Annotated in this window: 12 protein-coding genes; 10 read left to right on the forward strand and 2 right to left on the reverse strand. The window is 32.5% G+C overall.

The genetic code is table 11. The annotated features are described in order from the left end of the window. The first annotated feature begins 311 nt into the window (after positions 1-311). Both ubiE and IUY40_RS11995 read left to right on the forward strand, forming a co-directional pair. A complete protein-coding gene (gene ubiE, locus IUY40_RS11990; RefSeq protein WP_195737106.1) occupies positions 312-1,043 on the forward strand; it encodes a bifunctional demethylmenaquinone methyltransferase/2-methoxy-6-polyprenyl-1,4-benzoquinol methylase UbiE in 732 nt (243 codons plus the stop codon). Position 1,044: 1 nt separating this feature from the next. Further along, a complete protein-coding gene (locus IUY40_RS11995; RefSeq protein ID WP_195737107.1) occupies positions 1,045-1,755 on the forward strand; it encodes a porin family protein in 711 nt (236 codons plus the stop codon). A gap of 11 nt (positions 1,756-1,766) precedes the next feature. On the opposite strand, the gene IUY40_RS12000 is transcribed toward IUY40_RS11995, so the two are convergent. After that, positions 1,767-2,495 (reverse strand): RNA methyltransferase, encoded by a 729-nt coding sequence (locus IUY40_RS12000; RefSeq protein ID WP_195737108.1) that lies wholly within the window; start codon positions 2,493-2,495, stop codon positions 1,767-1,769. A gap of 37 nt (positions 2,496-2,532) precedes the next feature. Between IUY40_RS12000 and IUY40_RS12005 the strand changes: the two genes are divergently transcribed. From IUY40_RS12005 to accD, 3 genes are all read left to right on the forward strand, one after another. Next, entirely contained in the window at positions 2,533-5,088 is a 2,556-nt protein-coding gene (locus IUY40_RS12005; protein WP_195737109.1) for a BamA/TamA family outer membrane protein, read from the forward strand. Positions 5,089-5,148: 60 nt separating this feature from the next. Further along, positions 5,149-6,216 carry a class II fructose-bisphosphate aldolase gene (fbaA, locus tag IUY40_RS12010; RefSeq protein ID WP_195737110.1) on the forward strand — a complete coding sequence of 356 codons (1,068 nt, stop codon included), beginning with the start codon at positions 5,149-5,151 and terminating at the stop codon, positions 6,214-6,216. A 117-nt stretch (positions 6,217-6,333) separates the two neighbouring features. Further along, complete coding sequence (gene accD / locus IUY40_RS12015; RefSeq protein ID WP_195737111.1) at positions 6,334-7,188, forward strand: acetyl-CoA carboxylase, carboxyltransferase subunit beta; 855 nt, start codon at positions 6,334-6,336, stop codon at positions 7,186-7,188. A gap of 286 nt (positions 7,189-7,474) precedes the next feature. On the opposite strand, the gene IUY40_RS12020 is transcribed toward accD, so the two are convergent. Next, complete coding sequence (locus tag IUY40_RS12020; RefSeq protein WP_195737112.1) at positions 7,475-8,725, reverse strand: ABC transporter permease; 1,251 nt, start codon at positions 8,723-8,725, stop codon at positions 7,475-7,477. A 164-nt stretch (positions 8,726-8,889) separates the two neighbouring features. On the opposite strand from IUY40_RS12020, the gene purH reads away from it, so the two are divergent. The 5 genes from purH to mrdA all read left to right on the forward strand — a co-directional run bounded on the left by purH (position 8,890) and on the right by mrdA (position 14,879). Continuing rightward, positions 8,890-10,416 (forward strand): bifunctional phosphoribosylaminoimidazolecarboxamide formyltransferase/IMP cyclohydrolase, encoded by a 1,527-nt coding sequence (purH, locus tag IUY40_RS12025; protein WP_195737113.1) that lies wholly within the window; start codon positions 8,890-8,892, stop codon positions 10,414-10,416. A gap of 54 nt (positions 10,417-10,470) precedes the next feature. Further along, entirely contained in the window at positions 10,471-11,499 is a 1,029-nt protein-coding gene (locus IUY40_RS12030; protein ID WP_026983887.1) for a rod shape-determining protein, read from the forward strand. A gap of 107 nt (positions 11,500-11,606) precedes the next feature. Then, positions 11,607-12,431 carry a rod shape-determining protein MreC gene (mreC, locus tag IUY40_RS12035; RefSeq protein WP_195737114.1) on the forward strand — a complete coding sequence of 275 codons (825 nt, stop codon included), beginning with the start codon at positions 11,607-11,609 and terminating at the stop codon, positions 12,429-12,431. After that, the gene (locus IUY40_RS12040; RefSeq protein ID WP_195737115.1) at positions 12,424-12,930 is read left to right on the forward strand and encodes a rod shape-determining protein MreD; all 507 of its coding nucleotides are present in this window, start codon (positions 12,424-12,426) and stop codon (positions 12,928-12,930) included. The genes mreC and IUY40_RS12040 overlap by 8 nt, the downstream gene beginning before the upstream one ends. Next, a complete protein-coding gene (mrdA, locus tag IUY40_RS12045) occupies positions 12,927-14,879 on the forward strand; it encodes a penicillin-binding protein 2 (RefSeq protein ID WP_195737116.1) in 1,953 nt (650 codons plus the stop codon). The genes IUY40_RS12040 and mrdA overlap by 4 nt, the downstream gene beginning before the upstream one ends. Positions 14,880-14,890 lie beyond the last annotated feature (11 nt).

The raw sequence follows: 14,890 nt of genomic DNA on the forward strand, positions 1-14,890 counted from the left end.
AAAAAATATGCTGCTCTCAAAAACAGCACTTTCAAAACAACTTACTAGAACAAACGAGATGATAAGCGCAAGTAGCACCCATTTGATTTGGGTCATTAATTCTCTATTAATCATTGAAAAAATATAATCATTTTTACAAAGTAAATTTCAACAATAAATAACTCTCCCACAATACCCACTTTTAGTGATTTTTAAAAAATCATTAAAAGTGGGTATAACAGCTAATAAAACCAAAAATAATTTCATCTCGTAATTAAAGAAACGGAATAACAGTTAATACATATTGTATTATATTTGTACAAATTAAAAAAATGTCAGAGAAAATAACACCTTATAAAAATTCAGCCTTAGGGAAAAAAGAGCAAGTTGAACAAATGTTCGATACAATATCTGGAAATTACGATAACTTGAATCGTGTAATTTCGTTTGGTATCGATATTAAATGGCGTAAAAAAGTTTTAAAAATAGTTTCAGACAAGAAACCAAAGATAATTCTAGATATTGCAACAGGAACTGGCGACTTAGCTATTTTGATGGCTCAAACAAATGCCGATAAAATTATTGGTTTAGACATTTCTTCAGGAATGCTTGAAGTAGGAAAAAAGAAAATTGCAGCAAAAAATCTTAGCCAAACCATCGAAATGGTTTTAGGAGATTCTGAAAACATGCCTTTTGAAGACAATCATTTTGATGCAATCACTGTAGCTTTTGGCGTTAGAAACTTCGAAAATCTGGACAAAGGCTTATCTGAAATTTTAAGAGTTTTAAAACCAAATGGCATTTTTGTAATTCTTGAAACTTCAGTTCCAGACAAAACACCTTATAAACAAGGTTATGGCTTCTACACTAAAAATATACTTCCTTTAATAGGCAAAATATTTTCAAAAGATGATGCCGCTTACGGATATCTATCTGAATCTGCTGCAAATTTCCCTTATGGTGAAAAACTAAACAATATTTTACGAAAAATCGGGTTTATAGATGTGAAAGCCATGCCACAAACATTTGGTGTAGCAACTATTTATTCAGCATCTAAAAAATAGTATGAAAAAAACTGTAATCTTAATTTTATTTATCTTCACGACAAAAGGATATACTCAATTTTCTAAAAGTATGTTCAGTAAAGACCCTATCATCAATTTGGAAACCTGGCAAAAACAACGCCTTTATTTCGGATACTACCTAGGCTTTAATAGTTATAACTTTAAGATAGACTACAAGACTGTTGGACCTGACATTCAGATAAAAAAAACAACCGGATTTAACGTTGGCGTCGTAGCCGATTTAAGATTACAGGAATATTTTAACCTCCGCTTCGAACCTGGGTTATATTATACAAAAAGAGACCTATATTACCCAAACCCCGAACTTACATCGAAGACCGATTATTTAAGAGAGGTAAATAGTACTTACATCAATTTCCCTCTACTCTTAAAATTCTCTGCGTTAAGAACAGGAAACGTTCGTCCATATCTCGTTGGAGGAATGTCTACCACATTAAACCTATCCAGTAATGCAAAATCTATAGATGATAATTTAGAACAACGTTTTAGGGTAAAGGCCTGGACAATGAATTATGAATTAGGCTTTGGAATCGATTTTTTCTCAGAATATTTTATTTTCTCCCCTTCTATTAGAGGGTCATTTGGAATCAACGACGAATTAATTCGTGACAAGGACCCAAACAGCCCTTGGACAAGTAATATAGAATCTATGAAATCAAGAGCTATTTTAATTAACTTTACTTTTCATTAATATATTAAGAATTAACTATTACGCTTAAATTCGCTAAGTATTATTGCGGTTGCAGTAGCCACATTTAAGCTTTCGGTTTTTTGAAGATCTCCAAATCTAGGAATAGTAAGTCTGTTTTGAATGTTTTTTTCGATTTCGTCAGAAATACCATTGGCTTCATTGCCCATTATAATAATCCCTTCTTGTGGTAAAACAGTTTGGTAAACATTGGAACCATCCATAAAAGTACCAAAAATAGGAAGTGATGTTTGTGCAAGAAAAGCCTTTAGATCAATATAATTTACATTAACCCTAGCAATTGACCCCATAGTAGCCTGAACCACTTTTGGATTATAAATATCTACTGATTCTTTAGAACAAAGCAATTGCTTAATTCCAAACCAATCACAAAGTCGTAAAATAGTTCCTAAATTTCCAGGGTCACGAATATCGTCAAGAGCAAGGATTAAACCAGATTCTATTATTTTTTTATCAGCAGGTATTTTAAAAACTGCTAAACAGGAATTCGGAGTTGATAACGCACTTATTTTTTTTAATTCTTGTGCATTAATTAACGTTTTCTTAGAGACTAAAACGGTCTCAAAATCGTTTTGAGTAGTATATAGGTGCTCTAATTCAAAATTGGATTGTAACAATTCTTGAATTACTTTTACTCCTTCAGCAAAAAACAAACCATTAGCAAAACGTTGTTTTTTTTGAAGTAAACCTGATATAAGCTTTATTTGGTTTTTACTAACCATAAAATAATGTACTTTTGAATTAAATATTTTAGAACACTTGAGAAAGATTTCCACAAAAATAGTAGCATTTATTCTAATAGCAATATTTATTTCAGCTTGTAATTCTGTAAAAAGAGTTCCTAACGGAAAAAAACTCCTTACTAAGAACGAAATCATAGTAAATGACAAGCCTATTAAGGATGAAAATATATTCAACCAATTATATCAAAAGCCCAATAGCACGCTTATTGGCGGATACAAGCTACGCTTAAATTTATACAACCTAGCTAATCCAAATCCAGATTCTACTTTTCAGGCGAAATATAAAAGCGATCCAAAAAAATATGAAAGATTATCTAAACTATTATCTGCAAAACAGGTAGATCGTCTTGGACAATCCTTTTTATACAAAGGGATAAATGATTTTTTTAAAACTACTGGAGAACCTCCAGTAATTATTGATACTAGTAAAATAAAAAAATCTTCTATGCGTTTAAAATACCATTACTTTCATAATGGCTATTTTAACACCAAAACAGCTTTTACAATTGATAGTGTAGGTACTAAAAAAGCCAAGATACGCTATACCATAACAACAGGTCAGCCATTTCTTTTAGACACTATAACCACCACTATATCATCTCCCGATATAGATTCGTTATACAATAAAAGTATTGAAAACACAGTCCTAAAATCTAGAAATCAATACAAAACAAGCGATTTGGAGGCTGAAAAAAACCGTATAACAACTTACTTTAGAAATCATGGTGTATATTATTTCCAATCCAATAATGTAACTTATAACATTGACACCATAAACAAAAAAAATAAGGCCAACATAGATCTGATCATAAAGGATTATAGCTACCAGGATAAAGATTCTAGTAGAACCATGCCCTTTAAAATTTACAAAATTAGCGATGTTAACATATACACCGATTATTCTGCTGCAAATGCCAAGTCAAAAATCAGTGACAGTACGACTTATAAAAATTTCAATTTATACAGTTATAAAAAATTAAAATACAAGCCTTATGCTATCACTGATGCTATTTTTATTACTAAAGGAACTGTATTTGCAGATTTTAAAACAACTCTTACAACTCGATATTTAAACAACTTAAAGGTTTTTAATTATCCATCTATTCATTATGAAGTAGACAAAAGAGATTCAACTGCACAATCTTTGATTGCTAACATATACTTAACTCCAAGAAAAAAATACAGTTTCGGAACCACATTAGATGTTACCCATTCAAATATTCAGGATTTCGGAATTGGTTTTAGTCTTTCACAAACAATTAGAAATGTTTTTAATAGAGCTGAGACTTTAGAAATAGCTGGTCGTGTTAACATTGGTTCTTCACAAGATTTAGCAAACCCAAACGGAACTTTCTTTAATGCTTCTGAATATGGAGTCGACATTAAATTAAACGTTCCTAGAATTTTGATGCCTTTTGGAACTGAAAAAATCATTCCCAAAAGCATGATTCCGTCAACAATAATGACTGCAGGTTTTGCTAAACAACGAAATATTGGTCTAGACAAAGAAAATTTTACGGGTGCTTTTACCTACAATTGGACTCCTAAAAGAAATAATACAGCTCGTATTGACCTTTTGAATGTACAGTTTGTACGAAATTTAAATCCGCAAAATTATTTCACAGTATATCGTTCCTCGTATAACGCTTTAAATGACATTGCCGCAACGTACAATACAAATCCAGATTACATTGATACAGAAACTGGCAAATTAAAAATAGAAGAGGGAACAAAAGGATTTACTCAAGACGTATTAAATAAAGCAATAACAATTCCAAACAATGACTACCAATCGGTAGAAAGTATTGAAGAAAGACGAATTAGGCTTACGGAAAATGATTTCATTTTGGCCTCAAATTACACCTTTACCAAAACAACTAAAAAAGATTTATTAGACAATACTTTCTATCTTTTTAAAGCAAAAATAGAAACTGCTGGGTCATTACTGTCATTAATCTCCAAGGCAGCTAATTTACAAAAAAACACAAATGGAAATTATCAAATTTTTAATTTAGAATATTCTGAATACTTAAAAACTGAGTTTGAATACATTAAACATTGGGATTTAACAAAAGAAAAAGTAGTTGCTTTACGAACATTTTTTGGTATTGCAGTTCCATTTGGCAATTCTGATTACATTCCTTTTTCTAGAAGTTACTATTCTGGAGGATCGAATGACAACAGAGCTTGGCAACCCTATTCATTAGGGCCTGGAAGTACTGGAGCTGTAAATGATTTTAACGAAGCTAATATGAAAATTGCAATTAGTGCTGAATTTCGATATAAAATCTTAGGCAAACTAAAAGGAGCTATTTTTGCTGATGCTGGAAACATCTGGAATGTACTAGATAACGTAACAGATGAAAAAGCAACATTTAAGAATTTTAGCGATCTTAAAGACATCGCACTAGGAACAGGAATAGGGTTTCGCTATGATTTAAGTTTTTTCGTAATTCGTTTTGACTTAGGATTTAAGACCTATAATCCTGCTTACGAAATGAACAAACGCTGGTTCAGAGATTATAACTTCGGACACACGGTTTTAAATTTTGGGATAAATTATCCTTTCTAATGCTAATTAATTCTTATTTTTGCAAACTAAAAACTAAAAAACAACTAAAAAAGAATTACAATGGCACACAATATTAAACCAGGAGTAGCTACAGGAGATCAAGTACAAGAAATTTTTAATTATGCAAAAGAAAAAGGATTTGCACTTCCTGCAGTAAACGTTACTGGATCAAGTACAATCAATGGAGTTCTTGAAACTGCAGCAAAACTGAATGCGCCAGTTATTATTCAATTTTCTAACGGTGGGGCTCAATTTAATGCTGGAAAAGGCTTATCTAATGCCAATGAAAAATCAGCAATCGCAGGTGGAATTGCTGGAGCAAAACATATTCATACTTTAGCAGAAGCTTACGGCGCTACAGTAATTTTACATACTGACCACTGTGCTAAAAAATTATTACCTTGGATTGATGGCTTATTAGATGCTTCCGAGAAACATTTTGCTGAAACAGGAAAACCATTATACAGTTCTCATATGATCGATTTGTCTGAGGAGCCAATCGAAGAAAACATCGAAATCTGTAAAAGTTATTTAGCTAGAATGAGCAAAATAGGAATGACTCTTGAAATCGAACTTGGAATTACAGGTGGTGAAGAAGATGGTGTTGACAACTCTGATGTAGATAGCTCAAAATTATACACACAACCAGAGGAAGTAGCTTATGCTTACGAAGAATTATCTAAAATAAGCCCTAAATTTACAATTGCTGCTGCATTTGGTAATGTTCACGGTGTTTACAAACCAGGTAATGTAAAATTAACTCCAAAAATCTTAAAGAACTCTCAAGATTTTGTTCAAAACAAATTTAAAACTGGTCATAACCCAGTAGATTTCGTTTTCCACGGAGGTTCAGGTTCTACACTTGAAGAAATTAGAGAAGCAATCGGATACGGAGTTATCAAAATGAATATCGATACCGATTTACAATTTGCATATACTGAAGGAATTCGTGATTATATGGTTAAAAACATTGACTATTTAAAAACTCAAATTGGTAACCCTGAAGGTGCTGATGTTCCTAATAAAAAATATTACGACCCAAGAAGATGGGTACGCGAAAGTGAAGTAACATTCAACGCAAGACTTGAACAAGCTTTTGCTGATTTGAATAACGTAAATACTTTGTAAAAAGTGCTCAGTTTATAGTTTCAAGTATTCGGTTGAAAGACCTACTGAACACTTGAAACTAAACTATAAAAAAACTGAATGCTTAAATTTGATTACTGAACACTGAATACTAAACAAATGGCTTGGTTTAAAAGACACGAAAAAGGGATTACAACTGCTACCGAAGACAAAATGGATGTCCCTAAAGGACTTTGGTACAAATCTCCAACAGGAAAAATTATTGATGCTGATGAGTTGGCTCGTAACTTATTTGTAAGCCCAGAAGATGATTTCCATGTTAGAATTGGAAGCGCAATCTATTTTGAAATTTTATTTGACAATAATGAATTTGTTGAATTAGATAAAAACCTTACTTCTAAAGATCCTCTGCATTTTGTTGATACAAAAAAATATGCAGACCGATTAAAAGATGTTATGGAAAAAACCCAACTTAAAGACGCTGTGCGTACTGGAGTTGGAAAATCAAAAGGGAAAGATGTTGTTATCTGCTGTATGGACTTTGCCTTTATTGGTGGCTCTATGGGAGCTGTTGTGGGGGAAAAAATTGCAAGAGGAATTAACCACGCAATCAAAAACAGAATGCCTTTTGTTATGATTTCAAAATCAGGTGGAGCACGTATGATGGAAGCTGCTTACTCTTTAATGCAGTTAGCTAAAACATCTGTAAAACTAGCTCAGCTTGCCGAAGCTGGATTACCTTACATCTCTTTATGTACTGACCCAACAACAGGAGGAACAACCGCATCTTATGCTATGCTAGGAGATATCAATATTTCTGAACCAGGCGCTTTAATAGGATTTGCTGGACCAAGAGTTGTAAGAGATACTACAGGAAAAGATCTACCTGAAGGTTTTCAAACTGCTGAATTCCTTTTAGAACATGGCTTTTTAGACTTTATAACACCTAGAAAAGAATTAAAAGACAAGATTAACTTGTATATTGATTTGATTCAAAACAATACAATTAGATAGTTTTTCAAACTTCTAAAAAAACCAAAAATCCCAAGAAATTTTCTTGGGATTTTTGATATAATAGAGTTTTGCAAATTGATAAAATATGAATTAAAATCATTTGGCTAAAGCCTTTTCTTAATCAACATTTATATCTCCAGCTAAAGCTGGAGGCTATTAAATATAAAAAACATTTCAACGGAATTCTATAAAAGTAAAACTACTTTTCGAAATTTAGAAATAAGACAACCAATCTAAATAAAAAACATTGAACCTTTGTTCGTTTAAGTCTTTGAACCACAAAAAACTACATTCCAGTTCTAATTGCTTCAACAGGATCTAATTTGGAAGCAGAGATTGCAGGAAGAATTCCAGCTATTAATCCGATTAATGCTGCAAGTCCTGTTCCGAGAAGAATATTCCCCATTCCGAGAACAAACTCAAAATCGAGTGCTTTGGTAAGAATTACAGAAATTATCCAAACCAGAATTAATCCAATTGCTCCGCCAATTACTGAAAGAATTATTGCTTCGAACAAAAACTGAAACAAGATAAATTTATTTTTAGCTCCTAAAGATTTTTGAATTCCTATAAGACTGGTTCTTTCTTTTACAGAAACAAACATAATATTAGCGATTCCAAATCCGCCCACAAGAAGAGAAAATCCGCTTATTATCCAGCCCATCAAATTCATCTGTCCGATAATCCCATCTATAAAATCCGTAAATCCAGAAAACACATTAACAAAGAAATTATCAATTTGGCCTACTTTTAATCCACGAAAGGCTCTTAATTTTTGAGATACTTCAGCTTTATAGGCATCCATATCAATTCCTTTTTCGGGTTTTAAAACAATTACAGGAGTTATTCCATCATTATTATCTCCATACATACGGCGTAAAAAATTTGCTGGAAAAAATACCGATGTATCGTTACTATTTCCAAACAAACCTGCGCCTTGTTTTTTTATGACACCAATAACTACAAAACGCTGTCCATACAAACGAATATTTTTTCCGACAGGTTCTGAATCTCCAAATAGTCCTTCGGCAATATCATATCCCAAAACAATAACTGGCGTCCCAGAATTTGATTCTGGTTCATTATAAAAACGGCCTTTCTCAAAATCCAATCCTTCAATTTCAATAAATTCATACGAAACAGGAACTACATTTACATCACTCACAGTTTTTGAATCGTATTTTAAACTCTCTTTTTTTACAAAAAGTTGGTATGCGACTTGATTTGTATTTGTAAGTGAGTTTTTTAAATAGGTATATTCATCATATTTTACATTGGGAAATTGCTCTCTTTTCCATTGTGGAATATCCGACGGTCCGAATGGAAATTTCATCAAATAAATAGTGTTTTTATCTAAGCTACTTAAATCCTTAGTGATTTTTCTGTTCAAAGAATCTACTGCTGCAAGTACGGCAATAATCGAAAAAATACCAATTGTAACACCCAACAAGGACAACAGTGTTCTTAGTTTGTTACTTCGCAAAGCATTCATCGCAAAACCAAAACTTTCTTTTAATAATCGAAAATAAAGCAACATAGATTTTAAATTTACATTAAAGTAAAATTCAATAAATTTTAGTCAAAAACCTAATAAAAATTCACTTACTAATAGGTAGTTATTTTTAAGATAATGTTACATAAAATGTTGATTTTTATAATCAAAAAAAACTATTTTTGCACTTTTATAATCATAACTACACAATGAGCACAACAAAAACTATTCAATCAGCATTAATTTCAGTCTTTTCGAAAGAAGGTCTTGAACCTATTGTAAGAAAACTGCACGAGCAAAAAGTAACCCTTTACTCAACTGGAGGAACAGAAGATTTTATTAAAAACTTGGGAATTCCTGTAGTTCCTGTTGAAGACATAACTTCATTTCCTGAAATTCTTGGTGGAAGAGTTAAAACCTTACACCCGAAAATTTTTGGTGGGATTTTAAATCGCCAAGACAACGAAAGCGATGTGCAACAAATGAAGGAGTTTGACATTCCTCAAATTGATTTAGTAATTGTTGACTTATATCCGTTCGAAAAAACGGTTGCATCTGGCGCTAGCGAAACTGACATCATCGAGAAAATCGATATTGGTGGAATTTCATTAATTCGTGCTGCTGCAAAAAACTTTAAAGACACTGTTATTATTGCTTCGGTAAATGAATACAGTTTATTGTTAGATTTAATTACGGAGCAAAACGGAGCAACTACTCTTGAAAACAGAAGATTGCTTGCTACAAAGGCTTTTCACGTTTCATCTCATTACGATACTGCAATTTTTAATTATTTCAATACTGACGATACTATCTACAAAGAAAGTATTGCTGAAGGGCAAGTATTACGATATGGAGAAAACCCACATCAAAAAGGATTTTTCTTTGGAGAATTTGACGCAATGTTCAAAAAATTACACGGAAAAGAGCTATCTTACAATAACTTACTTGATGTTGATGCTGCTGTTAACTTAATTGCAGAATTTAAAACTGATGGCCCTACGTTTGCAATCTTAAAACACAATAATGCATGTGGCTTGGCTACAAGAAAAACAATCAGCGAGGCTTACTTAGCTGCTTTGGCTTGTGATCCGACTTCGGCATTTGGTGGAGTTTTAATTTCGAACACAAATATTGATTTAGCAACTGCTCAAGAAATAAATAAATTGTTTTGCGAAGTTGTAATCGCTCCAAGTTATGACAATGAAGCTATTGCAGTTCTAGAAGAAAAGAAAAACAGAATTATATTGGTTCAAAATGAAGTGGAATTACCTACAAGACAAGTTAGAACTTGCTTGAACGGACTTTTAGTTCAAGATAAAAATAGTATCACCGACAATAAAGCGCATTTAAAAACCGTTACAATTACAACTCCTACAGAACAAGAAGTAGAGGATTTACTATTTGCTTCAAAAATTTGTAAGAACACAAAATCGAATACAATCGTATTTGCAAAAAACGGAACTTTAATTTCATCTGGAACGGGACAAACCTCTCGAGTAGATGCTTTAGTTCAAGCAATTGACAAAGCAAAAGCATTTGGATTTGATTTAAATGGAGCTTCGATGGCAAGTGATGCATTTTTCCCTTTTCCGGATTGTGTTGAATTAGCCAAAAAAGCAGGAATTACCGCTGTAATTCAGCCAGGTGGATCAATAAAAGACGAATTAAGCATAAATTATTGCAATGAAAATAAAGTTGCAATGGTATTTACAGGAACACGTCATTTTAAACATTAATTTGTTTAACTTTGTACGTTACTAATTTATAACTTTTAAACCCCTAAAAAACTTATGGGATTTTTTGATTTCATGACCGAGGATATTGCGATAGACCTTGGTACCGCAAACACTTTAATCATACATAATGATAAAGTAGTTATTGACAGTCCTTCAATCGTGGCACGTGATAGAATATCAGGCAAAATTATTGCTGTTGGTAAGGAAGCCAATATGATGCAAGGTAAAACCCATGAAAACATAAAGACCATAAGGCCACTTAAAGACGGGGTTATTGCCGACTTTGATGCTTCCGAAAAAATGATCAATATGTTCATCAAGAGTATTCCTGCATTAAAAAAGAGAATGTTTACTCCTGCTTTGCGTATGGTAGTATGTATTCCTTCTGGAATTACCGAAGTTGAGATGCGTGCTGTAAAAGAATCGTGTGAAAGAGTAAACGGTAAAGAAGTTTATTTGATTCACGAACCTATGGCCGCTGCTATTGGTATTGGTATTGATATTATGCAACCTAAAGGTAACATGATTGTAGATATTGGTGGTGGAACAACTGAAATTGCAGTAATTGCATTAGGCGGAATTGTATGCGACAAATCAGTAAAAATTGCTGGTGACGTATTTACAAATGATATTGTTTATTATATGCGCACACAACACAACTTATTTGTTGGAGAAAGTACCGCAGAAAAAATAAAAATTCAAATTGGAGCAGCTATCGAAGATTTAGATGGACCTCCAGAAGACATGTCAGTTCAAGGTAGAGATTTACTTACTGGTAAACCAAAACAAGTAGATGTATCTTACCGAGAAATTGCCAAAGCATTAGACAAATCGATTCAACGAATTGAAGATGCTGTAATGGAAACATTATCTCAAACACCTCCTGAGTTAGCAGCTGATATATACAATACAGGTATTTATCTTGCAGGTGGAGGATCTATGTTAAGAGGTCTTGACAAAAGAATTTCACTAAAAACAGATTTACCTGTTTACATTGCTGAAGATCCATTAAGAGCAGTAGTTCGCGGTACTGGAATGGCACTAAAAAACATTGCAAAATTTAAGAGTATCTTAATCAAATAAGATACTTAATTACTATACATTTCTTCAGAGCTAAAACTTATAAAACTTAGTTCTGAAGAAATTTTGAAACTTAAAGCATATCCTGAAACAAAATAACCAAGCAAGAAATGCAGCAAATATTTAATTTTATAATAAAGAACAGTAATCGGTTGCTGTTTTTGCTGCTTTTAGGTATTTCGTTGGGTCTCTCTATTCAATCTCACTCTTTTCACAAAAGCAGAGTAATTAGTTCCGCTAATTTCTTGAGCGGTGGTGTTTATGAAAAAATAAACAACATAAATGAGTATTTGAATCTAAGAGAACAAAACGACGAATTGGTACTTGAAAACGCAAGACTAAAAAGTCTTTTATTCAATGCCGAAGACACCATAAAATTACCTCTTCCTGACAGCATCAAAGGTGTTAAACCTGCCGACATTATTGTTTCGAAAGTGATACATAACTCATATAATGTACATGAAAACTACATTACAATAAACTCAGGCTCTAATGATGGGGTTAAACCTGATATGGGAGTAATTAACAGCTTAGGAATTATTGGTATTGTAGATAAAACATCACCAAGATATGCAACTGTGGTTAGTATTCTTAATATAAAATCTCAAATTAATGCCAAAATAAAGAAATCCAATCACTTTGGTTCATTAATTTGGAATGGAAAAAGCACTGGCTTTGTTCAATTAATAGATGTTCCTAGATTGGCTTCTGTTCGTAAAGGAGATACAATTGTAACTGGTGGTCAGTCTGTAATTTTCCCAGAAAATATTGGAATTGGCACTGTTGAGAATATATACACCTCAAAAGAAACAAATTATTACACTATCAACGTCAAGTTATTTAATGATATGACGAATTTAGGACATGTATATATTATTAAAAGTAGAGATAGAGAAGAGCTTATTAAACTAGAAAAAAGAGAAAAAGATGAATAGCGCATTGTTAATCAATATTTCTCGATTTATCCTGCTATTGGCAATTCAAATTATCATTTTTAATAATATGAATTTCTTAGGCTATATAAGTCCGTTTCCTTATATATTATATATAATTCTATATCCCGTAAACGGAAACAAATCTGGGCTTTTAGCATCTAGTTTTTTACTTGGCCTTGTTATGGACATGTTTTGTAATTCGGGAGGAATACATGCCACGGCTTGTTTAATTCTTGCCTATTACAGGCCATATATATTCAAATTCTCATTTGGTTTAAGCTATGAATACCAAACTATAAAACTAAATGACTCTTTAACTCCTGAACGATTTTCATTTATATTAGTATCAGTATTAATACATCATATAATACTCTTTACACTTGAAGCTTTTCAATTTAGCTTCATTATAGACATTTTACTACGAACCTTATTCAGTACAATATTTACCATTATAACTTGTATCATAATAATATATCTTATTAAGCCAAACAGAAGATGAGAAAAGTTCTGCTGCCCTCTTTAATAATCATTGCAGCATCTTTGCTAGTAATTCGCTTATTCTATTTACAAATTATAGACGATTCTTTTAAACTAAAATCAGAGAATAACGCTATAAAAATAAAATACGACTATCCCGAAAGAGGCTACATATATGATAGATATGGTAAATTATTGGTTGCCAATCAAGCTTCCTACGATATCATGGTTATCCCTAGAGAGATAAAAAACATAGACACTTTAGAGTTTTGTCAGCTCCTAAATGTCACCAAAGAAGATTTTATTAAAAAAATTGAGAAGGCTAAAGTATATAGCCCTAGATTACCATCTGTATTTTTAGCACAGCTAAACAAAAGTGAATTTGCTGCTTTTCAAGAAAAGATTAGAAAATTTGAAGGCTTTTATTTCCAAAAAAGATCATTACGTGACTACGAAGTAGATTATGGTGCTAATATTTTTGGTTTCATTACTCAGGTAGACGAGAAATTAGTAGCCAAAAACCCGTATTACAATAGCGGAGATTTGATTGGAAAACAAGGTGTTGAACAAAGCTATGAAGATGTTTTACGCGGAATTAAAGGTGTGAAATATATTCAAAAAGACAAATACAACAGAGAAATAGGCTCGTATAAAGACGGAAAATATGATACAATTGCCGTACAAGGAGAAGACATCAACATAACAATTGATGCTGAGCTTCAAAAATACGGTGAAGAGTTAATGATTAACAAAAGAGGTGGAATTGTTGCATTGGAACCAAAAACTGGTGAAATTTTAGCACTAGTGACTGCTCCTTCTTACGACCCTGGAATATTAGTTGGAAGACAGCGTTCTAAAAACTATACTTTATTATATCATGACTCGATTGCAAAACCATTATATGACCGTGGATTACTTGCAGAATATCCCCCAGGTTCACCTTTCAAAATTTTAACAGGATTAATTGGTTTACAAGAACAAGTAATAGACGAGAACACAACGTTTTTTTGTCATCATGGGTTCAGTTATGGAAGAGGTCGTTTTATGAAATGTCATAACCACGCACCAAACCAACAGTTGCATAATGGTATTTACAATTCATGTAATACGTATTTCGCCCAAACTTACATGCTTACCATAAACAAATACAACAATCCTGCTTATGCAGTTGATGTTTGGAGCAATCACGTAAAAAGCTTTGGCTTAGGTCAGTTTATGGGATATGATCTACCAACAGGTAAAAGAGGAAACATACCAACCTCTAAAACATATAAGAAGATCTATCCTAACGGAGGTTGGAGAAGCACAACAATTGTATCCAACTCTATAGGACAAGGTGAAGTTTTAATGACACCAATTCAGTTAGCAAATATGATGGCTACAATAGCCAATCAAGGATATTATTTCACACCTCATATCATTAAAAAAATTGAAGGAGAAAAAATCGATCCTAAATTCACAACTAAACACGAAACAACCATAGATAAAAAGTATTTCCCTCCTATAATTAGCGGATTATTTGATGTTTACAACAAAGGAACTGCTAGTAGGCTACGTGTTGAAGGTATCGATATTTGTGGAAAAACAGGTACTGCAGAGAATTTTGCTAAAATTAATGGCAAAAGAACACAACTTAAAGACCACTCCATATTTGTGGCATTTGCACCTAAAGATAATCCGAAAATTGCTATAGCAGTAATGATTGAAAATGGTGGATTTGGAGCTACAATTGCTGGTCCTATTGCTAGTTTGATGATTGAGAAATACCTTCGTAAAAAAATCACCCGAAATGATTTAGAAATTCGTATTTTAAACACCAGCTTGAAAGATCAATATGCAAAATTAGGTGGAATGGCAGCAGCTAGTTTAATCGAAACCACTCCTAAAGATTCTGTTATGAAGGCTAAAATGAATAAACCTATACCTAAGGAGGTTAAAATAACAAAAGCAGACACAACTCAAGAAAATTAATAAAGAGATTC

It is taken from the genome of Flavobacterium sp. ALJ2, assembly GCF_015594725.1.
Lineage (GTDB): Bacteria > Bacteroidota > Bacteroidia > Flavobacteriales > Flavobacteriaceae > Flavobacterium.